17 protein-coding genes are annotated in these 21,840 nt (G+C 40.8%); all 17 read left to right on the top strand.

Annotated features, from left to right (window positions below; translation table 11 throughout):
• The coding region (locus tag BIZ39_RS16350; RefSeq protein WP_187447486.1) for a glycosyltransferase family 10 domain-containing protein at positions 1-713 on the top strand (713 nt) is incomplete at its 5' end.
• Positions 714-716: 3 nt separating this feature from the next.
• Entirely contained in the window at positions 717-1,832 is a 1,116-nt protein-coding gene (gene gmd, locus BIZ39_RS16345) for a GDP-mannose 4,6-dehydratase (RefSeq protein WP_187447485.1), read from the top strand.
• On the top strand, positions 1,833-2,750 hold the full coding sequence (locus BIZ39_RS16340) for a GDP-L-fucose synthase family protein (protein WP_187447484.1): 918 nt from the start codon (positions 1,833-1,835) through the stop codon (positions 2,748-2,750).
• Positions 2,750-3,919 carry a DegT/DnrJ/EryC1/StrS family aminotransferase gene (locus tag BIZ39_RS16335; RefSeq protein WP_187447483.1) on the top strand — a complete coding sequence of 390 codons (1,170 nt, stop codon included), beginning with the start codon at positions 2,750-2,752 and terminating at the stop codon, positions 3,917-3,919. Before BIZ39_RS16340 ends, BIZ39_RS16335 begins: the two co-directional genes overlap by 1 nt.
• A 70-nt stretch (positions 3,920-3,989) precedes the next feature.
• Positions 3,990-4,445 carry a GDP-mannose mannosyl hydrolase gene (locus BIZ39_RS16330; RefSeq protein WP_187447482.1) on the top strand — a complete coding sequence of 152 codons (456 nt, stop codon included), beginning with the start codon at positions 3,990-3,992 and terminating at the stop codon, positions 4,443-4,445.
• Between the two features lie 199 nt (positions 4,446-4,644).
• The gene (locus BIZ39_RS16325) at positions 4,645-5,355 is read left to right on the top strand and encodes a glycosyl transferase family 1 (protein ID WP_187447481.1); all 711 of its coding nucleotides are present in this window, start codon (positions 4,645-4,647) and stop codon (positions 5,353-5,355) included.
• A gap of 58 nt (positions 5,356-5,413) precedes the next feature.
• A complete protein-coding gene (locus BIZ39_RS16320) occupies positions 5,414-7,783 on the top strand; it encodes a glycosyltransferase (protein ID WP_187447480.1) in 2,370 nt (789 codons plus the stop codon).
• 27 nt (positions 7,784-7,810) lie between these two features.
• Positions 7,811-9,655 (top strand): DUF6492 family protein, encoded by a 1,845-nt coding sequence (locus BIZ39_RS16315; RefSeq protein ID WP_187447479.1) that lies wholly within the window; start codon positions 7,811-7,813, stop codon positions 9,653-9,655.
• A 142-nt stretch (positions 9,656-9,797) separates the two neighbouring features.
• The gene (locus tag BIZ39_RS16310; protein ID WP_187447478.1) at positions 9,798-11,792 is read left to right on the top strand and encodes a glycosyltransferase family 2 protein; all 1,995 of its coding nucleotides are present in this window, start codon (positions 9,798-9,800) and stop codon (positions 11,790-11,792) included.
• A 2-nt stretch (positions 11,793-11,794) separates the two neighbouring features.
• The gene (locus BIZ39_RS16305) at positions 11,795-14,590 is read left to right on the top strand and encodes a glycosyltransferase (RefSeq protein WP_187447477.1); all 2,796 of its coding nucleotides are present in this window, start codon (positions 11,795-11,797) and stop codon (positions 14,588-14,590) included.
• A gap of 120 nt (positions 14,591-14,710) precedes the next feature.
• The gene (locus BIZ39_RS16300; RefSeq protein WP_262385790.1) at positions 14,711-15,430 is read left to right on the top strand and encodes a hypothetical protein; all 720 of its coding nucleotides are present in this window, start codon (positions 14,711-14,713) and stop codon (positions 15,428-15,430) included.
• Positions 15,431-15,451: 21 nt separating this feature from the next.
• Positions 15,452-16,768 carry an alginate O-acetyltransferase AlgX-related protein gene (locus BIZ39_RS16295; RefSeq protein WP_187447476.1) on the top strand — a complete coding sequence of 439 codons (1,317 nt, stop codon included), beginning with the start codon at positions 15,452-15,454 and terminating at the stop codon, positions 16,766-16,768.
• Positions 16,769-16,907: 139 nt separating this feature from the next.
• Positions 16,908-18,248: a phosphoglucosamine mutase gene (glmM, locus tag BIZ39_RS16290; RefSeq protein WP_187447475.1), complete on the top strand. Its 1,341-nt coding sequence runs from the start codon at positions 16,908-16,910 to the stop codon at positions 18,246-18,248.
• 12 nt (positions 18,249-18,260) lie between these two features.
• Positions 18,261-19,145 (top strand): glucose-1-phosphate thymidylyltransferase RfbA, encoded by an 885-nt coding sequence (gene rfbA, locus BIZ39_RS16285; protein ID WP_187447474.1) that lies wholly within the window; start codon positions 18,261-18,263, stop codon positions 19,143-19,145.
• Between the two features lie 72 nt (positions 19,146-19,217).
• Positions 19,218-19,763, top strand: a complete 546-nt coding sequence (gene rfbC, locus BIZ39_RS16280; RefSeq protein WP_187447473.1) for a dTDP-4-dehydrorhamnose 3,5-epimerase — start codon at positions 19,218-19,220, stop codon at positions 19,761-19,763.
• 34 nt (positions 19,764-19,797) lie between these two features.
• Positions 19,798-20,667 carry a dTDP-4-dehydrorhamnose reductase gene (rfbD, locus tag BIZ39_RS16275; RefSeq protein ID WP_187447472.1) on the top strand — a complete coding sequence of 290 codons (870 nt, stop codon included), beginning with the start codon at positions 19,798-19,800 and terminating at the stop codon, positions 20,665-20,667.
• 37 nt (positions 20,668-20,704) lie between these two features.
• Complete coding sequence (gene rfbB, locus BIZ39_RS16270) at positions 20,705-21,787, top strand: dTDP-glucose 4,6-dehydratase (RefSeq protein ID WP_187447471.1); 1,083 nt, start codon at positions 20,705-20,707, stop codon at positions 21,785-21,787.
• Positions 21,788-21,840 lie beyond the last annotated feature (53 nt).

Here is a 21,840-nt window from a genome sequence, read left to right as displayed (position 1 = left end):
ACACAGACGATGTTTTTCTATCGCCTTTTTCATTTTATTTTGGTGTGGGGGGGTATCTTTGGAGCGACTCTAGGTTAACAAAGTTAGAAATGCCAGACAAAGGAGTCCTTAAAAAACGCTTTGAAAGTGCAGATGGTGCCTCTAAAGTTTGCGCTTATAATACTTGTTTTCATGGGACTTACCATAAAATCGGAGATTCACTTCTTAAGCTGAGAAACGATTTTATCAAACATATGTATGATCATAGCGCTTGCACGGTATATGGAAAGAACTGGACTGGTCAGTGGAATTTAGATGTTACCTCAGAAAGTAGGGCAGGTACTGATGCGCAGTCATGGGGACGGATAAAAATAGAGGAGTCTAGAACGCGACATTCATTCTCTATATGTATCGAAAATACGCTCTTGCCTAACTATGCAACAGAGAAACTTGCTCATGCTATAGAAAGTTGGCTTTTGCCTGTCTATTGTTTTGAAAATAAGATAAACCAAGTCATGGATGTATCAGGTGCAATCCATATAAGTTCTAATGCAGATCTCGTCGAATTTGAAGGAATTCGTAAGATAATTGAAACTATGAGTTTTGCGGAATACTTTGAAAGATTAGAATCGTTGACGGAAAGCTATAATTCAATAATTTGCCAAACTGATTACGTAAATGACGAAAGAATGAAACCAGCAAAGAAATTAGTCGAAAGAATTTTGGGTAGTTAAAAAATGAAAAAAGCACTTATTACCGGTGTAACCGGCCAGGATGGCTCTTATTTAGCCGAGTTTTTGTTAGAAAAAGGATATGAGGTACACGGTATAAAGCGTCGTGCATCATCGTTTAATACTGAACGTGTCGATCATATTTTCCAAGACCCACACGTTCAAAATGCACGTTTTAAACTTCATTATGGTGACTTAACAGACTCTTCAAACCTTATTCGTATTATGAAAGAGGTTGAGCCAGATGAAGTTTATAATTTGGGGGCGCAATCGCACGTTGCGGTATCTTTTGAAGCACCGGAATACACTGCTGATGTAGATGCAATTGGAACACTCCGTCTTTTAGAAGCGATTCGCTTTTTAGGCCTCGAAAAGAAAACTAAGTTCTACCAAGCGTCTACTTCAGAGCTTTATGGTGAAGTACAAGAAATTCCACAGAGAGAAACTACACCGTTCCACCCACGCTCGCCTTATGCAGTAGCAAAGATGTATGCGTACTGGATCGCAGTAAACTACCGTGAGTCGTACGGCATTTATGCATGTAACGGAATTTTATTTAACCACGAATCTCCACGTCGTGGTGAAACCTTTGTAACTCGCAAAATTACGCGCGGCATTGCTAATATTGCACAAGGTTTAGAGTCCTGCTTGTACCTTGGTAATATGGATGCACTTCGTGACTGGGGCCACGCTAAAGATTACGTACGTATGCAATGGATGATGTTACAGCAAGATAAGCCAGAGGATTTTGTTATTGCCACAGGTAAACAAATTTCAGTGCGGGAATTTGTTACAATGTCAGCTAAAGAAGCAGGCATTACGCTTGAGTTTAGTGGTGAAGGTGTTGATGAAATCGCAACCGTTATTGGTGTTGCAGGTAAAAGCGCCCCGGGCGTGAAAGAAGGTGATGTAATTGTAAAAGTCGACCCGCGTTACTTCCGTCCTGCCGAGGTAGAAACGTTACTTGGCGACCCTACTAAAGCAAAAGAAAAACTTGGCTGGATACCTGAGATTTCAGTAGAAGAAATGTGCGCAGAAATGGTACAAGCTGATCTAGATAAAGCCAAGCAGCACGCTCTACTCAAAAGCTCTGGTTATAACGTGTCGTTCTCGGTTGAATAAATGAAGATTTTTGTAACAGGCGGTTCAGGTATGGTTGGGCGTAATATTATTGCGCTCTCACAGAGTCATAACCATGAAATAATTGCTCCATCTAGCAAAGAAGTAAACTTAATGGATTTCGATTCGTTATCGTCATTCATTAAAAATGCGCGCCCCGATGCAATCATTCACTGTGCAGGCCTTGTTGGTGGTATTCAGGCAAACATAAAAAGCCCTTTTGATTTTGCACATATTAATTCACTTCTAGGCATTAACATTATAAAAGCAGCGTTAGACAATAATGTCGAGAAGGTTTTGAACCTTGGCAGTTCATGTATGTACCCCCGAGATGCTGTAAACCCGTTGAATGAAAATGATATTCTTAAAGGTGAGTTAGAACCCACAAACGAAGGATATGCGATTGCAAAAGTGCTTACTGCTCGTTTGTGTGACTACGCAAATGTACAATACGGAACTAACTATAAAACCGTAATTCCATGTAATCTTTACGGTTATTGGGATAAGTTTGACCCAAACCATTCACATATGATCCCAGCAGTTATACGTAAAATACATGAAGCAAAAGTTGCCGATGCTGATTCAGTTGAAATTTGGGGTGATGGAAAAACGCGAAGAGAATTCATGTTTGCTGAGGATTTAGCCGACTTTTGCTTATTTGCGTTAAGCAAGTTTAATGCTTTAGAACAACTTACAAATGTTGGTCTGGGCTTCGACTATTCTATTTCTGACTACTACACGGCCATAGCTGAACTGGTTGGTTTCGAAGGTGAGTTTACTTATGATCTTTCTAAACCTGCGGGGATGAAGCAAAAGCTTGTATCAGTTAAAAGGCTAGAACACCTTGGCTGGAGTGCGAAGCATTCGTTAACCCAAGGCTTAGAAAAAACATATCAATTTTATTTGAAGGAGCATTGTTAATGTCACTGCCTCTAGCAACATCCACATGGGATGATAAAGAGATTGCTGCACTAAATTCTGTAATAGAAAGTGGCATGTTTAGCATGGGTAAACACGTCGCTGAATTTGAGGTCGAGTTTGCAGAGTTTGTTGGGTCGAAGTATAGCGTTATGGTTAACTCTGGATCTTCAGCAAACTTATTAGCTGTAGCTGCGTTATTTTTCAAAAAAGAAGGAAAGCTAAAAGCTGGCGATGAGGTTATCGTACCAGCAGTTAGCTGGTCTACAACCTATTACCCACTTCAGCAATATGGTTTGAAATTAAAGTTTGTCGACATTGATAAAGACACGCTAAACTTGGACCTCACGCAACTTGAAAGCGCAATAACAGATAAGACAAAGGCAATATTTGCTGTGAATCTGTTGGGTAACCCAATTGATTATAAAAAAGTAGAGTCTTTTATCGAGGGTAAAGATATTTATCTTCTAGAAGATAATTGTGAATCACTAGGTGCTACGTTAAACGGAAAGCAAGCTGGTACCTTTGGCGTGATGGGAACATATAGCTCGTTCTTTAGTCATCATATTTCTACTATGGAAGGTGGCCTAATCGCTACTGACGATGAAGAACTTTATCATATTTTACTTTCTATTCGTTCTCATGGATGGACACGACACCTACCTAAAGACAACAAAGTTGTAGAAAAGAGTGACAATACATTCCATGAGTCGTTTAGATTTGTACTCCCTGGTTATAATGTTCGTCCGTTAGACATGTCTGGAGCATTAGGAAAAGAGCAGCTCAGAAAGCTTCCCGCTATCATTAGTGGCCGCCGAGAGAATGCGAAGTTCTTCGTTGAAGCTTTTTCTAAAATTGAAGGAATTCGTATTCAAAGAGAAACAGGCAAAAGTAGCTGGTTCGGGTTCGCTATTATCTGTGACGCTGGAAGTGAAATGAGAGATAAACTCGTTTCAGCACTAACAAATGAGGGTGTAGATTGTCGCCCTATCGTTGCGGGTGACTTTACAAAGAACGAAGTGATGCGCTACTTCGACTACGAGTTACATGGTGAGATGACTAACTCTTCGTTAGTAGATAATTCAGGTTTCTTTATCGGCAATCACCATTATGATGTAAAAGACAAGCTAGCATCAATAGCTGCAGTAATCGAACAAACCCTAAAAGCTTAATTGTCACCCACTACAAGAAAAGCAGTGCATTTGCACTGCTTTTAAATTTTTTATCGTATCAAATTATCTTATGAGCTTTTTAACCCAAAAACACTTTACAAACATAATAGCTGCGACTCCTCTAATCTCTATTGATCTGATAGTTGAAAATACGAAAGGAGAGGTATTGTTGGGGTACAGAAGCAACCGCCCCGCAAAGGGCTATTGGTTTGTTCCTGGTGGAAGGATTCTTAAAGATGAACTTATGGAGTGTGCATTTAAGCGTTTAACATTAACGGAACTCGGGGTGTTATTTGAGCTTCGACAAGCTGAGTTTTTAGGTCCGTATGAGCACTTTTATAAAGATTATGTATTTGGGGAGGGAGTTTCTACTCACTACATAGCATTAGGCTATAAATTAGTATGCGATATTGATCTTTCGACATTGCCAAATGTACAGCACAACCAGTATAAGTGGTTTCACAAGACTAGTATGCTAGAAAATGATGAAGTGCACGAACATTGTAAATGGTATCTAAAAAGTTGAAACGTAATAGTCTTATTAGTGTTGCATCCTCTTTTAAATTGTTTGAGACCTTTTAGTTTTAATTCATTAAAAATTCTCTACAGACCTTTCGTAGGGTTTCTCATTTATTCTAAGCTGTTTGTTGTGATATTCTTAAGACAACAAGACTTTGTGTATACCCAACATACCCATGCACTAGCAACGAAAATTAGTATAAACAATGAAAATAATTTTTAATTCAAAAGAGAAAGCTTCACTTTCAGAAAAGCAGCGCGAAAAAATCTTGGAATTTATAGAAAGTCAAGGGTTGGGGGACTTTCATTCTGATGTTGTTGTTCAAAATCAAGAATCGTTTGATAATGTCGAGACTCTATCTTTTTTAACTAAAGATTTGTTACTAAATAGTTTAGTAGAGATTCAGCATGATGCGCTAGAGCTTGAAGAGCAAGTGAGTTCTTTAAAAGAGCGAAATAACTACTTAGAAGAAAAAGTAAACTGGCTCAGAGGAAAATCTGGAAAAAGTAGTTTCATTCCTACAAAAGCTAGTTTTGGCTCTAGCCTTTCGTTAGTTGACTCAAGTTTACAATTTGCGTTAGTGGAAGTGATTAACAAGATGGAAAGTAGAGCCAGTGAAAGGACCGGCTTTTCTTTTTCAAGATCTAAACGTGAAAGAAATGACAGAGCTCTTATACACAATAGCGAATACTTTGATAAAAATTATGTTGCCAGACAGTTGAAAGAGTTAGGTCTTAAAGTAAAAGACCCTTTAGAATTTTTCGTCTCTTTTGGAGCCGAACTAGAACTGTCACCTTCTGAAAAGTTTGATGCCAAATCATACCTTGCGATGAACCCTGACGTCAAAAGCTCGGGAATAAATCCTCTTCTTCACTATATAAAGCACGGTAAAGCCGAAGGCCGAGTTCTTATTTAGTTACTTCAAAATGTCCTCTCGTCGAGCACTAGATATAACGAACCATGGAGATAATGTAGTGGTTAATGACGTGCTGCTTTCAGCCAACAAAGCTTTTTCAGACCAAAAATTTAGCGATGCACGCTCCTTGTATGAGCAGTGCTTTTCATCGAATGCAAAAGAACTTGCAAACACCTTAATAGACAAACCTGTTTTAAAACACGTTTATAGGAACTATTTATATTCGCTAGCTTTCGAGGGGGAGATAGATAATATCGCCCGGTTGATGTACGAGTACAAAGCGGCAGACCCCCACGATACAATAATAACCTCTACAAAAGGTCTTCCAACGTTGTACTGTAGTAAGGACTCTCCGCTACTAAGTATAATTGTACCTATTCATAACTCTGGTCAATATTTAGATTTCTGCATTCAATCGATACGGGAGCAAGAGTTCACTGACTTTGAGCTTATTTTAATTAATGACGGCTCGACGGATTCTTCTGCGGAGATAATTGAGCGCCATGCAGCGGAAGACTCTAGGATTAAAGTTTTGACTAACCTTCAGGCTTCCGGCAACCCGGGCACACCTAGAAATCAGGCTCTAGCTATAGCGAAGGGCGTATACGTTGGGTTTGTAGACAGCGATGATTGGATCAATAGAGATTTTTACTCAGAATTAATGAGTATGGCGCTAGAAAGCAATGCCGATATAGCTTTTTCTGGTGGGTTTAATAATCATGAAGCGAGCGGTAGGGTAAGTAAGAGAACCTATATAGCTGAAGGGTTTCACGACCCAAATAGCTCTAGGTTTAAAACCCATGACAGCTTTATGATATGGGATAAAGTATTTAAGCGCTCGATGTTAGAAATGTTCAACATTCGCTTAGGCGAAACAAAAGCTGCTGTTGATGTGCCTTTTGTGTTCGCGGCTTATTATTACGCGTCTAACATAGTTTTTAACGATGACTTCATTGGTTATAATTACAGACGAGAGTCAGAATCATCAGTGACAGTAGCCCATCGTAAAAATTCGAATTGTGAATTTGAATTCCAGGCCTTCTCGAATGTAAGAGCATGGGCTAATGATAATGGTGTGGCCGACTATTACTTCGCAACTATAGACATTAAGCTTGTAAGCTCGCTGATGTATACACTCAAAATGGTTAGTGATGAATATTTTGATGGCGTGTTTAAAAAAGTAAAAGAGCTTTTTACAGACGTGGATACGGCGTTATTTAAAGATTATTGTGTGCAAAACCAAAAGTGGTGGCTATACAAAGAGTTTTTGAAAGTTCGAGATCATAACGCGGAAGATGTGCAAGAATATCTTAAAGAGAAAGAAGAAGCCACAAAAAAGAAAACTATAAATCAACTAATTACACCACGCTATCAGCTAGAAGGAAAAAATGCGGGTATACTATTTTTCCCCTGTTGGTTAACTAATAATCCATATCAAAAATTATTTTATCAAGCATTGAACGAGCATTTTGACTTAGCAATTGAAGGCTATGATCAAAAAGGACTTCGCAAAGAGCTCATTGATAGAAAAAAAGGCAAATTTAAGTATATTCACCTTCACTGGTTACATAACTTTTTTGACTTTGAAGATCCATCTGTTTTGGAAAATACGATAGAAGCACTAAGCTACGCTAAGCAAAACGGTTTTGAAATTATATATACTGCACACAATATTTGCTCGCACGATTCTGAAAACGCTGAAGATGAAAAGCGCTACAGAGAACAGATTCTATCTTTTGTAGACCACTCTTTAGCACACGGTGAATTAGCAAAGCAGCGTTTAATAAAAGAGTTTGAAGTGCCTGAAAGTAGTATAGAAATCGTTCCTCACGGTACCTATGGCGATTTTTATGGCGAGAAGATTGACAAAACTCAAGCAAAAGAGAAGTTCGGTATCCCAGCTAAGTCTACTGTTTTCCTGTTTTTCGGAAATATAAAGGGTTATAAGGGAATATTTAACCTTCTGTCGCGCTTTCATAATCTTCGTAAAAAGCGTGACGATGTTTACCTTATAATAGCGGGGCGAGTACTAGACCAAGAGCTTATGCCTGAACTGACCAAGCAAACTATGGATACGAATATTCTGTTTAGGCCTGGGTTTGTTCAAAATGATGAAGTTATAGATTACTTTTCTAGTGCTGATTTATGCGTTTTGCCTTATGAGCAAGTTTTAACCTCCGGCGCAGCAATGCTAAGTGTAACGATGCGTTGCCCAGTTCTCGCCCCCTCTATAGGAATTCTTCCAGAGGTGATTACCCCTGAGATCGGTCTTTTGTTTGATTCTTTTGATGATATGCAAGAGCAAATGGAGATGGTAGCTGAAGGAGAAAAAAGTCTTTTCGTCGATGAACAATTTGATAAAGCGCTAGACACATTCGATTGGAAAAATTTAGCTAAAAATATAAGCTTCCTTCGTAAAAGCTTCTAGTTCGTTATAGGAATACGGTAAAAGTAAATGGAAAAAATTGATTTAGCAGTTGTTTTTTACGAAAAAGAAATAGATATACTTACATTGCTTGTAAAATCTATTGAACTACATTGTGAATCCAGCTTGATTGATAAAATATACTTTATCAATAATGCGGTAAACCCGTCACAGTGCCGGGAAGCGTTTGAAAAAACAGTATTGCCACTCTTCGAAAGTTTTAAAAAAGAGATTTGTCTCGTAGATGCTGTATCGTTGGGTATAAATCACAAAGATGGAGCTGACCCATACATCGCTCAACAAGCGTTAAAACTCTCCGTCGCAACGCTTACTGACAAAGCGCACTATCTAATCTTAGATGCTAAAAATCATTTTATTAGAAAGCTAAGGCGAGAGGATTTGTTCAATGAAAGCGGAAAGCCTATTTCCCACCTCCAGATTCATGGGGGCTACTTAAAGACTTGTTTAAAAGAATCTTGCAGCTACTTTGATGTGGATGTCGACCCAGATAAAGCAGTATTACCAACAGTTACTCCATATCTCATGATAACTCCTCTGGTAAAAGACTTACTCCAAGAAGTGAAAAAGCGTGAGGGAGAGGGCGTTTATGGGCTTATTTCTAAGAACGATAAAATCACTGAATTCTTACTCTACTTTGCATACGTATCATATCGCGGTGGAATAGAGTATTTCTATAGTTTAGAAGCTAAGCCGTACGCCACATTGTTTACTAGATGGCCAGAATCTGAAGCCGATATTAAAAGAGTTCTAGAAAGTACAAAACGCGATAACGTCTGGATGTTTTCTGTTCATAGTAAGCGTTTTAGCCAATTGAAAGTAAATGAAATTGACTTTATTGCTTCGCTTTGGGTTGAACGGGGATTATTTGAAAGTGTAGATGGCGCGAAAATATTTATAGAAAAGCAAATAAACGCCCCATCTAGCATGCCTCCTGCTTTAGTCAATGCAGCTGGAGACGGCAAGGTAGTAGAAGGCAGAAACAAACGTCTTTTCATAGCGAATGACTCGAACGAAGTTATAAAGCAGCACCGAGGTGAGAAGCTCTTAAATGATTCTCAGGTAAAAGCTTGGCGAAGAGTTATTGAAACAAGGCATGCCTTTTGTACGGCGAAGGGAATTTCTTATAGGTTGATGATAGTTCCTGATGCGCATGCAGTGCATAAGGATGAATTACCACAGTTAGACGACATCACCGCCGAACGACCGATAGACCAAATTACTTCAGTATTGTATGACCGTTCGTACATTAGTTATCCACTCGTAGAGCTGATAGATGCCGCGAAGAGAGGGGAATCCTATCACCCAGTTGACTCGCATTACACAGCATATGGTGCATATGTATGTTACAAGCGAATCATGCAAGACTTGAGGGTCAATATACCTATTCTCAAAGACGATGATGTTGAGCTTATCACCAAGAGGGGCTCAGGTGACTTAGGTGAGAAATTTAGTCCACACCGTGTAGCCGACTACACAGAATGTGTAGTAAAGCAGGGTAATGCAAAGAAAATTTGGAACAATGGTGTTACAAACCGAGGCCACATGTCCGTTTGGGTTAATTCTAATAGCTCATTACCAACCTGTGTCTTGTTTACAGATTCGTATGGGTGGAAAATTCAGCGATTCTTAGCTGAGTCTTTTAGTAAACTCTTCATCATCCATAGCCCTTTGCTTGAGCACGATGCTATAGACATTTTGAAGCCTAATGTTGTCCTTTCACTAATGGCTGAGCGTTTTTTGATTTACACTCCCAAAGACATATTTGATAAGTCGGCATTGCAATTTGCTCATGAAAAAGGGGGCGATATTAAATCATACGAAGAAATTCTGGCAGTCTCCAATATTAGTATTTAACTTTGTTATTTATTTCGAGGTTATTTGGGGCCCCCAAGTAACCTTGAGCCATCTAATATTCGCATTTCGGCCTCGTCACAGAATGAAAAATTTCCTTTCAAGAACAAAAAGCGAACTTACCTCTTTTTTAAGGCTGCTCCGCATGGAGCAGCTAATTAGACGAAGTGACTTGTTTGACGGTGACTATTATCGGCGCCGCTATAACTTAAAACCTAAAGCTAATATTATACGCCACTATTTAATCGAGGGGGCTGTAGCCGGTTACTGCCCAAATAAATGGTTTGACACTGACTGGTATAGAAACAACTATGAAGATGTGGCAAATAGTGGGGTAAATCCCTTTGTGCACTATATCCAGCATGGTCGAAACGAAGAGCGAGCAACCAACAGAATTCAATTTCATTCACAAGAAATAAATGGGCTTGGCGCAGATAAAGAACATATACCGCAGTTGTTGTGGCGTGGACTGCCTGCATCATCTTTAACTAAGTTGAAAGAAGTATACTTAACCCATTCAGTGGATCAAAAGGTAAGGTTCTTCGCAATTTGGCATTCTGCCAGATGGTTTTATTACTTAGGTGAATATAAGACGGCGCTCAGCCTTTCACAACTGGCAATAGCGGAAATAGCGCCGCACGTTTATGGAAAAAGTGGCGTTCTCATGCATGCTTTTTGTCTGCAAAAGAATGGCGAGCTAGCAGAGTCTGAAGCTTTTATAAGAAATTACTATAAAGATAGTAACTTCGACGAAGATATACTCTTGGCGTTATCCAACTGCGCTGGTTCTGCCGAAGAAAAGTTTTCAATTCTTAATCAAATTTACCGTAGGCATGGTTTGAGCGAGCTGGCTTTAAAAATTCACGATGAGGAACTTTCATTAGAAAATCTGGCAGCAGATAGTGCAGAAAATGAATGTATAAGTACTGAACTCGTAAGCGTAATTGTTCCTTGCTTCAATGCGGAGAGAACAATAAAAACTGCGCTAGAATCACTAATAGCGCAATCATGGAAAAAACTAGAAATTATCGTTGTGGATGACTGTAGTGAAGATAATACAGTATCAGTAATAGAGTCGCTCTCGACAAAATATCCTCAGATAAAACTAATTAAACAACCTAAAAATGGCGGCGCTTATCGAGCCCGAAATACAGGCCTTTCAGTTGCAAAAGGCAGTTTTATTACCACACATGATGCCGATGATTGGTCACACCCCCAGAAGATACAGCTGCAAATGGAATTTCTTTATCAAAACGAAGCTGTCATGGGAGTTTGTACTCAGTGGGTAAGAGCTACGCCTACGCTTAATTTTGAGCATAACTGGCGGCTTAACCCTAGATTGATTCATTGGTCCCACTCCTCTTTTTTGTTTCGACGCGTAGTTTTTGATGAGTTGGGCTATTGGGATTCAGTTTTAGTGGGCGGTGATACAGAATATATTTGGAGGGTAGAGTCACACTTTGGCTTTCATTCCGTAAAGAAAATTCATAAAGACGTTCCTCTAGCATTTGCTTTAGACGATGAAAACTCGCTAACTAGGAATAAAGCAACTCATATAAAAACGATGTACCAAGGTATGCGCCATATCTATCGGCAAGCCTGTCAGTGGTGGCACTTAAAAGAGCCGTCTAACTTGTTCGTGGGTATCGATGGTGGTCGTAAGTTTCCTGCTCCCCCTACAATGATTTCTAAGAACCTTTATGAAATGACAGGCGATACAGTTTTTGTTGGTGATTTTAGTGAAAGCAGGGTAGCGATTGAACTATATGAAGCTATAACTTCTACTATAAGCAGCGGCAAAAAAGTTTTCTTATATCACCTACCACGACCGCGAGAAATTCAAAGACAATTATCTAGCGCTTTTTTTGAACTGTTGTCCAGTGATAACGCAGAAGCATGTGTGTTCGGCATGACTTTATCGGTTGATTGTGTGTGCTTTCTAGATCCAGCGCTCCTCCTTGAAATGCAAGAGGAGCTGGCGACACTTAATTCTAGTAATGTAATCATTTATGCTCACAGGGGACAAAAGCCGGATGTTGAAATGGCGTTGAGCTTTGTTGCTGCTAGTGAATCGGTAGAAGTAGAAACTTTAGATAATTTAGATTCATTGCTAGCGTGCCTAAAAGGTAAGAAGTCTTAATAATGACAAAAAAAGAGTATTTTGATCCCGAGTGGTATCTTAAACAATACCCCGATGTCGCAGCAGCGGGGATTGACCCGAAACTACACTTCGACAAACACGGAAGGCAAGAAGGGCGTTTACCGTGTAATATTCCTTCGCTACCTCTTGAAAAGGCGTTATGGGCAAATATAGAAAACAGTGACGTTATTCTCGATTCTTTACACAACGCTGCAAAATGTTTAGATATCAACGGAATATACGCCGCTAAAGTGCTTGTCGATTACTACCTCTTTAAAGAGCAGTATATTTTAGCAAAAGAAGAGTCAGATAAACTTGTTATCAACAGCAGCCTTTCAGAAAAGCTTTTTAGTAGAGATGAACTGTCGCTACTAAGGTTTTCCTCTTTATTCGGGGCAGGTTTACAGGATGAAGCACAGCAAGTTGTGGAAAACCCTCACTGGTCGAACTCTTCAAAGTGGCTCGCCGCCAGTATGCTGTCGGAGTCGCGGAAGATTGTTGAGATTAATAAGCTTTATAAGAATACCGGGTTAAAGGCGCTAACTACGAATAAAGCAGAGGCAACGTTAGATGTTCTTTCAACAGCACGAACATCTGTTTCTGCTTTTACATGGCTTAAAGCACTTGTGAGTAAATCGAAAGTCTCAATTATAGTCCCGGTCTTTAATGCAGAGAAGGTCATTTCCACTAGTATCAACTCCCTACTCAATCAGTCATGGAAAAACATTGAGATAATAGCGGTGGATGATGCTTCCACTGATAACAGCTATACCGAGTTGAAGCGTTTGTTTGGCGGGATTGAACGTGTACGGGTTATCAAAAACAACAGAAATAAAGGCGCATACGCTACAAGAAACTTAGGAATGTCTTTGGCGAACGGTGCCTTTCTTACCGTCATGGACGCCGATGATTGGGCTCATCCTCAGAAAATCGAAAAACAAGTTATACCTTTGCTTTTCAATCGTTCATTGAAAGGGACTGTTTCTCATTGGGTTAGATGCACGGAGGACCTTAAATTTTCAAGGTTAAGGGGAGGTAACTCTTGGGTGCACAGAAATGTATCTTCTTTACTTGTTCGAAAAGATGTTGTTGCCACGATAGGAGGCTGGGACGAGGTTAAAGTAAATGCTGATACTGAGTTTTATGAAAGGTGTCTTGCTAAGTTCGATCAAGCCGCGATAAAAGAAGTAATGCCTGACGTTCCTCTCTCTTTTGGAAGAACACATTCATCATCACTTACGCAGAATGCAGAGACTCATTTGGTCACTCAATACGGTGGCGTGCGAAAGCAGTACATGGATTGCGCTCGAGCATGGCACAAGAATAGCCCTAGTTTGAAGCTTTTAAGAAATGAGCCGCGTCCTTTTCCTGTTCCTCCAAGTATGTTGTTGGCTTCTTCTAAGCCTTCATTGGTAAAAGAAAACGCAGCGAGTTTTCACAAATGGAGAAAAGCACTCGACGAAAATTGGTACGCGCAATTTTACGACGATGTGAGTTCAATGGGGCTAGGTATCCACGATCATTTCTGGGGTAAAGGGGAAAAAGAAGGGCGTTACCCATCTTCATTATTTAACCCTCAGGCTTATGCTTACAAATTTGAATTACCAAATACTGTTTCACCCACATGGCATGCGCTACATAACGACAGTTGGGACTTTTCTGCACCTGTATCAGTAGCAGGCCTTGCGCGGTGTGAAGGGGCAAATCATGTAGCTCTTTTTGGGCATGCTGTCTCTGAAACAGTTTTCGGTGCAGAAAGAAGTCTAGTTGATATGGCTAGAGCAATGCATAGGGCGAATATAACGATAACATTATTTTTACCTACCTGTTCTAATATTGCTTATGTCGAGGAGCTAAAACAATTCGTTAGCAAGATAGTCTTTTTGCCTTTACCGTGGGCGAATGGCAGGGAAGGGCCGGTAGAACCCATAGTGGAATATCTGGAATCGGATTTCCTGCGCTTTGGATATAATTGTATTTATGTAAACACAATTACATTAATAGAGCCTTTTAGTGCGGCCAAGAAGGCTAATATCCCAACGGTTATGCATGTGCGAGAACTCGTTGAGTTTGATAATGATTTAGCTGATTTACTTCGAGAGTCACCGCGACAAACTCATGCAAGAGTCATCGCTAGTAGCGACTATTTTATTGCCAACTCTGAAGAAACCGCTCGTTGGATAAATGAACCAGAGCGAACTACTGTTATATACAATTGTGTTGATACCTCCCCTTCTCGAAATTCTATGCCTTCGGGCTCTTTAAAAATATGCATGCTAAGTAGTAATGTTAAGAAAAAAGGTGTTGAAGACTTTTTTGAGGTAGCAAGCTTATGTAAGGAAGCTAGTAATATCCAGTTTACGATTTACGGGCCAATTACTAATGACGTTACCATGGCAGCGAAGCGATTTGGTGACGCAAATATTGCTATAGCAGGCTATGTGGAAAAACCGAAAGGGGCGATGATTGAACACCACATTGTATTAGCTCTTTCTCATTTTAAGGAGTCCTTTGGTAGAACCGTGGCAGAAGCTATGTCTTTAGGGCGTGTCGTAGTAGGTTACGACTGGGGTGCGGTGAACGAGCTTGTCGATAAGCAGTCAGGTATTCTAGTGGACTATAAAAGCACTGAGAAGATCGTAGATGCAATACTCGACTTGAATCGTAATCCTAAATTAGTAGCGTCAATGGGCAACTTTGCTGCTAAAAGGGCTTGCGAACTTTTCTCTCGAGACACCTTTGATAAAAAGCTGGTAAGCCAGATAGTTAAGATTTCAAAGAAATCTGGTAAGATATAAGGCTATTGGCTGTCAATTTAACCTTTTAAAAAACGTGTTAAATGCGCTGACTTTCCATTTAGCTGCTTATTTACAAGTGAATCACGCGTAGTGGACGTAGTAGTAGAAGATTAGTTATTTATGTTTTATAGAACCCATCCGTTGTGGAGTGTGGAAAAATTGCTATCGCCGGCTAAAAATTCCAAATGTCAGCCTCAACTTAACGTTTCTGTTCTCTCGCACCACATTCCAAAAACTGCAGGAAGTTCCCTTCGATTGGCATTCGAAGAGGCCCTCGGTAGTAGTAATGTTTACGGTATTTATGCAAATACTGGTGCAAGTGCTATGTCGAAAGGTGATGAGATATGGTTACCGTCTAAAGCTAAGGTACTTCATGGCCATTTTAAACCGCATGTTAACCATCCCGAAATGTTTCCAAATGCTATCAGGGCTGTTTGGGTTCGCGATCCGCTCGAGCGCTTATGGTCTCTAGTTGGGCACCTTCTAGCGCTTAAAGATAAGCATCCTCACTATATTTTATTGAAAACAAAGTTGCCAGAATCTAGTTTAAAGTTACAAGAAACCATAGTTAGGGAATTGGTTCTTAACAATACTATTAAGGCGTTTACAAATACCTATAGTCGGTTTTTTAACTCTGTGCCGATTGATAAGTTTGGCTTTGTTGGTTCAAAGCATAAATATGAAGAAGGTTTAAAGCAATTGTCAGATTTGACCAAGTTACAGTTAAAAACATTGCAGGTAAACAGGCGAACTAGCCAAGCATATCAGCTACCAAGTAGTATTAAGCAGCTTGAAACACATTTACATCATGAATATGAAATCGTAGGCGACTTTTTATAAAGTCGTAAGAAAGGAACTTTAGTGGCAGGTTATTCAATAATTACTCAACGAGCGGATAGTTCTAACGTTAGCGGCCCTCGTTGGCACTTGGACTATCCTAGTAATGAAAAAAGTGTCGACAATGCCGAGCTCTCCGGAGACGGACTGTTATTTCAAGGTTGGGTGTTGAAGGAAGAAAGCTTATCAGCTTCGTTAGTTATTCTTAATGGTAACGAAGTACTGCAAATACCAATTAATCGGTCTCGCCCTGATGTTGTAAAAAGGGTATTAAAGGAAGAGCCAGAAAATCACCCTTTACTTCATTGTGGATTTTCTGAGCGAGTTAAGCTCAAACATTCAGTGTTCACGTTGGGCCTGATTCAAGATGGCAAATTCGTAGAGTTAATGAATGGGCGTATTGAAGGTAAATTTCAGATCTTAGAGGGAAAAAATGGCTGGCTTTTTCTAGACAACGACACCAACAAGAGTATTGAGCAATATACTGGGAAACTAAAACTATCCCGCACAGCGCAAGCTGAATGGAAAGAATACTTGGCCTCGCTAAATGACTTTTCCTGTTCATCTGGTATACCACTCTGTTTACTTGTCGCGCCTTCTAAAGAAATGGTATACGAAGAGTATTATCCTTTTAGTTTTTCAAAGAAAGCTCCAATTCAAAAGCTTAAAGAGTTGATACCAGAGTCTCTCAATTTTATTTTACCTATAGAGGAACTTCGAAATTTAGAGCAACGATCATTTAGGGTGTGCGATACGCACTGGACCCTTCATGGTGCAAGACTCGCTGCTCAACTCGTCGCAAGTAAATTGTCTACCCGAAGTATTTCTGAGCTAGATGTCTTTTCTCATGATGTTTATCAAAACAGAAAGAATTGGGGTGATTTAGGCTCAAAGGTTTATCCGCCCCAACAACACGATGAGGCCAGTCTTACAAACTTCAATTACAGGTATTGTGTCGTCTACGACAATAATGTAGCCAATTTTGGTCGTGTCATCGTTATGTATCACCAACATGCTATTCTTGACGAGACCCTGCTAGTATTCGGTTCATCCTCTTCATATACAATGTTTCATTACCTTTGCCGCCTATATACTTCCGTCGTTTTCATACATACGGCTGGTAACGTTGACCATAAGATTATTGATGTAGTAAAACCAAATTGCATATGTGTTCAAACTAATGCACGGTTTGTCGTAAAGGCTCCAAAGTTTAAAGACACAGTCGTTAACTATATCGAGAAGAAAAAAGAACAAGGAAGGTTAGATGCGCCATTTACAGCTGAGGTAATACCTAGCGGAATTGCTAGTTACATTGATTACTTTAAGAAAATCTCGGTTTAACAAAAGATTAGCGCTGCCCTGCATGGCTATCAGCTGTTGGTCGTTAATCGCCAAGTCAGTTACTGTAGAATAACGCTAACATCTTGATATTAGGCCATGACTTTTTGAGTTGTGGCCTTTCGTTTTTTAGGAAGTAAAAATGTCTCAAAAATATTTTGGCACCGATGGAATTCGCGGGAAAGTTGGCGAATTCCCAATGACACCTGATTTTGTAATGAAGCTAGGCTGGGCTGCGGGCGTAGTTTTGGCGGCAGACGGTACAAAAGAAGTGCTCGTTGGAAAAGATACGCGCGCTAGCGGGTACATGCTTGAATCTGCATTAGAGGCTGGTTTGTCGGCAGCGGGCGTTAATATAGCACTAGCCGGGCCCATACCCACACCAGCGGTAGCTTATTTAGCCTCTACCTTTAGAGCTGATGCTGGTGTGGTTATCAGCGCATCTCATAACCCCTATTACGATAACGGTATTAAATTTTTTGGCCGAAGTGGCGCGAAGTTAGGTAGTGAACAACAACAGGCAATTGAAGAAAAATTACAGTATGCGCTGGAAAATGGTATCGAATGCGTAGATTCGGAGCGTTTGGGTAAAGCGCGAAGAATTGAAGATGCCGCGGGTCGCTATATCGAATTCTGCAAAGGGACCTTTCCAAGCGATCTCAGTCTAGAAGGACTGACAGTCGTTGTTGATAGTGCGAATGGTGCTGCGTATAAAGTCGCCCCCAGTGTGTTTGAAGAGTTGGGAGCAAAAGTCATTAATATCGCAAACACGCCGAACGGGGTAAACATCAACGATGAGTGTGGTGCTACGTCACTGAATGCACTAAGCAAAGCGGTAACAACGAATAAAGCTGATTTAGGAATAGCCGTTGACGGAGATGCAGACAGAATCATGTTTGTTGATTCAGATGGTGATGTCGTTGATGGTGACGAGATTCTGTTTTTGATGGCGCGTGAAGCGAAGCAATCGGGCTACAAAGGCGGTGTAGTTGGCACTTTAATGAGTAACCTTGGCCTTGAGCTTGCGCTTAAAGAGCTTGATATCCCTTTTGAGCGAACCAAAGTCGGCGATAGATATGTGGTCGAAAAATTAAAAGAGACTGGCTGGCGTATAGGTGGTGAAACGTCTGGTCATATACTCAATTTAGACTATGCATTCACTGGTGATGCTATTGTTGCTGCTCTTCAAATATTGGCAGTGGTTGTAAAAAGTGAATATTCTCTAAAAGACTTAAAAGAAGGGATGACTAAGCTGCCTCAGTGTATGGTGAACGTTCGTCATAGCAATCTGGATTCAGTACTTGATTTAGATGCTGTAAAGGAAGAGGTAGCGCGAGTCGAAGGGGGCTTAGGTTCAAGTGGTCGACTTGTTCTTCGAAAATCTGGAACAGAGCCGTTGATTCGTGTAATGATAGAGGCAACAGATAAGGATGTATCTATTGAACTAGCAAATAGTTTGGCAGAGATAATACGAACAAATTAACAAGGAAAAACTATGAACCGGAAGGGTATAATTTTGGCGGGTGGTTCTGGCACGCGTTTACATCCGCTTACAAAGGTAGTAAGTAAACAGCTTATGCCGGTTTACGATAAACCGATGATATTTTATCCCCTAGCTACTCTTATGATGTCGGGCATCAGGGATATTTTAATCATCACTACACCCGAAGAGCAGCGCCGTTTCATTGAGTTAATTGGCGACGGCAGTGAGCTGGGAATAAACGTTCAATATGCAGTTCAGCCATCGCCAGATGGTTTAGCACAAGCATTTCTAATAGGCGAAAGCTTTATCGGTAACGACAGCTGCACACTTATTCTCGGTGATAACATCTATTATGGACATGATCTAAAGCGTTCTCTTCAAAGTGCGTATAGCCAAGAGCACGGCGCTACAGTATTTGGATATCACGTTAACGACCCTGAACGCTATGGCGTGGTCGATTTTGATGATGGCTGGAATGCACTTTCCATCGAGGAAAAGCCCACTGTTCCTAAATCAAACTATGCGGTAACAGGCCTTTATTACTACGATAACCGCGTGGTCGATTTCGCTAAAGAAGTGAAGCCTTCACATCGTGGCGAACTAGAAATTACCGACCTTAACAACCTGTATCTTAAAGATGGTAGCCTGAAAGTTGAATTGATGGGCCGCGGTTCAGCGTGGTTAGATACAGGTACGCTTGATTCGTTACTAGATGCTGCAAACTTTGTTGCGGCTATAGAAAAACGTCAGGGCTTAAAAGTGTGCTGCCCTGAAGAAGTTGCTTATAGAATGGGTTATATCGACGCCGAGCAGTTAGAAAAGCTGGCGGCACCACTTAAGAAAAGCGGCTATGGTGATTACCTGCTGAAAGTGCTTAAAGACAAGGTAAAAGTTTAACCTCACTCCAGTTTACAAAAGGTGGCCATGCCACCTTTTTCATGTTCATATGCAAATTCGTACGGAAAGTAAATGCAAGTAATTAAAACAAACATCCCAGACGTTAAAATTATAGAACCAAAAGTATTTGGCGACGAGCGCGGTTTTTTTCTAGAAACCTTTCGCACCGACTGGTTTAAGAAAGAATGTGCGAATGTGGATTTTGTTCAAGATAACCACTCTAAATCTAGCCAAGGTATTCTTCGCGGCCTTCATTATCAAATGGAGCAAACACAAGGTAAATTAGTGCGTGTAGTTAGTGGTGAAGTGTACGACGTAGCTGTAGATATGCGTAAAGACTCACCTACGTACGGTAAATGGGTTGGGGTAGTCCTATCTGCCGAAAACAAGCGTCAGCTTTGGGTGCCATCCGGCTTTGCTCATGGCTTTTATGTCACCAGTGAATCAGCGGAGTTTGTTTATAAATGCACAGACTATTACCACCCAGAGTCTGAGGTTTCGGTGAAGTACGACGACCCAACGTTAAATATCGACTGGCCTCTGGTGAATGGAGAGAAACCTTCACTTTCGGGGAAAGACGAAGCTGGGTTGGCATTTGTTGACGCACCTACGTTTTAATGGTTACCGGGTTTTTGTTGAGTACTAGCGATTAATGAATATTGTAGTTATAGGTAAGTCTGGGCAGCTAGCGTTTGAGCTATCTCGCGAGCTAGAAAATAGCGAGCATCATGTTACGTTTATAGGGCGCGATGATATCGATATTACGAACGCTTCTAGTATTGAAGAAAAACTATCGCCTTTATCAGCAGATGTTTTAATAAACGCATCTGCCTATACGGCTGTTGATAAAGCAGAAGAAGATACCGAAGCGTGTAATGCTATTAATACGCTTGCTGTGAAGAACTTAGCAAACTTCTGTAAAGCTACCGGCGCTTTCATGGTGCATGTGTCTACCGACTATGTATTTAACGGCCACAAAGGTTCGCCTTATTTAACTGACGACCCTATCGAGCCACAAGGTGCTTACGGCAAGTCGAAAGCAGAAGGCGAAAAAGCACTGCTTGAAATAGTGCCAGATGCCAGCTGCCTAATTCGTACTGCTTGGGTTTACTCGTCGCATGGCAATAACTTTGTGAAAACCATGCTGCGCTTGATGGCAGATAGATCTCAGCTAGCTGTAATAGATGACCAAATTGGGACGCCCACCTGGGCTAAAGGGTTGGCTGAAGCTTGTATTTTGGCTTCTGAGAATAAAACCGCTGGTGTTTACCACTGGACCGACGAAGGCGTAGCAAGCTGGTACGACTTTGCTTTAGCTATACAAGAGCTAGGAATTGAAAAAGGGCTGCTAGATAAATCAATTCCAGTATTACCGATTCCATCAAGCCAGTATCCAACGCCTGCAAAACGCCCACATTACAGTGTATTAGACAAGCAGACCGCACGCGAAGCGTTTGCTACCTGCAAGCCTACTCACTGGCGTAAGCAATTGGCCAGCATGCTAGATGAATTGAAAGCCTAAATGGTAAAAACAGAATTATATTTTTGGTAAATAGAAAATGAGTAAAACAATTTTAGTTACAGGTGGCGCGGGCTTTATTGGCTCAGCAGTAGTTCGCCATCTTATAAAAGACACTGACCACACAGTGGTTAATTTAGATAAGCTGACCTATGCGGGCAATTTAGAGTCATTAACGCCTGTTTCAAACAGCGACCGCTACAGTTTTGAGCAAGTTGATATCTGTGATGCTGATGAAGTAAAGCGCGTGTTCAACATGCACCAGCCAGATATCATTATGCACTTAGCGGCAGAATCTCATGTAGATCGCTCTATCGATGGCCCAGGCGAGTTTATTCAAACTAACGTAGTTGGCACCTATACCTTGCTTGAGCAAGCAAGAGCATATTGGTCTGCTCTTGAGGGCGATAAAAAAGCCGGGTTTAAATTCCACCATATTTCTACCGATGAAGTATACGGTGACCTTCCGCACCCAGATGAAGTTGAACCAGGAACAGAACTTCCGCTCTTTACGGAAACAACCCCATATGCGCCAAGCTCGCCATACTCAGCAAGTAAGGCAAGTTCAGATCAGCTAGTGCGTTCATGGCTTCGCACATACAAGCTACCAACGCTTGTAACTAACTGTTCAAATAATTACGGCCCGTATCATTTCCCTGAAAAGCTTATTCCGTTGGTCATTCTAAATGCGCTAGCTGGAAAGCCGCTGCCTGTATATGGCAAAGGTAATCAAATTCGTGACTGGTTGTATGTTGAAGACCATGCACGTGCATTAGTTGTGGTTGCACTAAACGGTGAAATTGGTGAAACCTATAATATTGGTGGTCACAACGAAAAGCAGAACATTGAAGTAGTGCAAACTATCTGTTCAATTCTGGATGAAGTTAAGCCAAAAGATAGCAAATACGCTGATCAAATTACCTACGTACAAGACCGCCCTGGGCACGATATGCGCTACGCCATTGATGCTAGCAAGATTGAGCGTGAGCTTGGATGGAAGCCACAAGAAACCTTCGAAAGCGGTATTCGCAAAACTGTTGAGTGGTATTTAGCAAATGAGGGCTGGTGGAAAGCGGTTCTTGACGGCAGTTACCAAGGCGAGCGTTTAGGTACCGGAAGCTGATACCCATACAAACTTACAAGTGTTAGACTACAAAGCCGCTTTATATAAAGCGG

Origin of the sequence: Alteromonas sp. BZK5, assembly GCF_014349115.1 — a bacterium.
In the GTDB taxonomy this organism is placed as follows: Bacteria; Pseudomonadota; Gammaproteobacteria; order Enterobacterales; family Alteromonadaceae; genus Alteromonas; species Alteromonas macleodii.
This window is presented reverse-complemented; position numbering and strand designations above follow the sequence as displayed.

Bases quoted from the DNA above. Each gene is read 5' to 3' on its own strand.
- BIZ39_RS16315 (WP_187447479.1), top strand. From the start codon at position 7,811: ATGGAAAAAATTGATTTAGCAGTTGTTTTTTACGAAAAAGAAATAGAT.
- BIZ39_RS16325 (WP_187447481.1), top strand. From the start codon at position 4,645: ATGAAAATAATTTTTAATTCAAAAGAGAAAGCTTCACTTTCAGAAAAG.
- BIZ39_RS16330 (WP_187447482.1), top strand. From the start codon at position 3,990: ATGAGCTTTTTAACCCAAAAACACTTTACAAACATAATAGCTGCGACT.
- BIZ39_RS16340 (WP_187447484.1), top strand. From the start codon at position 1,833: ATGAAGATTTTTGTAACAGGCGGTTCAGGTATGGTTGGGCGTAATATT.
- BIZ39_RS16300 (WP_262385790.1), top strand. From the start codon at position 14,711: ATGTTTTATAGAACCCATCCGTTGTGGAGTGTGGAAAAATTGCTATCG.
- rfbA (WP_187447474.1), top strand. From the start codon at position 18,261: ATGAACCGGAAGGGTATAATTTTGGCGGGTGGTTCTGGCACGCGTTTA.
- rfbD (WP_187447472.1), top strand. From the start codon at position 19,798: ATGAATATTGTAGTTATAGGTAAGTCTGGGCAGCTAGCGTTTGAGCTA.
- BIZ39_RS16335 (WP_187447483.1), top strand. From the start codon at position 2,750: ATGTCACTGCCTCTAGCAACATCCACATGGGATGATAAAGAGATTGCT.
- BIZ39_RS16310 (WP_187447478.1), top strand. From the start codon at position 9,798: ATGGAGCAGCTAATTAGACGAAGTGACTTGTTTGACGGTGACTATTAT.
- gmd (WP_187447485.1), top strand. From the start codon at position 717: ATGAAAAAAGCACTTATTACCGGTGTAACCGGCCAGGATGGCTCTTAT.
- rfbC (WP_187447473.1), top strand. From the start codon at position 19,218: ATGCAAGTAATTAAAACAAACATCCCAGACGTTAAAATTATAGAACCA.
- rfbB (WP_187447471.1), top strand. From the start codon at position 20,705: ATGAGTAAAACAATTTTAGTTACAGGTGGCGCGGGCTTTATTGGCTCA.
- glmM (WP_187447475.1), top strand. From the start codon at position 16,908: ATGTCTCAAAAATATTTTGGCACCGATGGAATTCGCGGGAAAGTTGGC.
- BIZ39_RS16305 (WP_187447477.1), top strand. From the start codon at position 11,795: ATGACAAAAAAAGAGTATTTTGATCCCGAGTGGTATCTTAAACAATAC.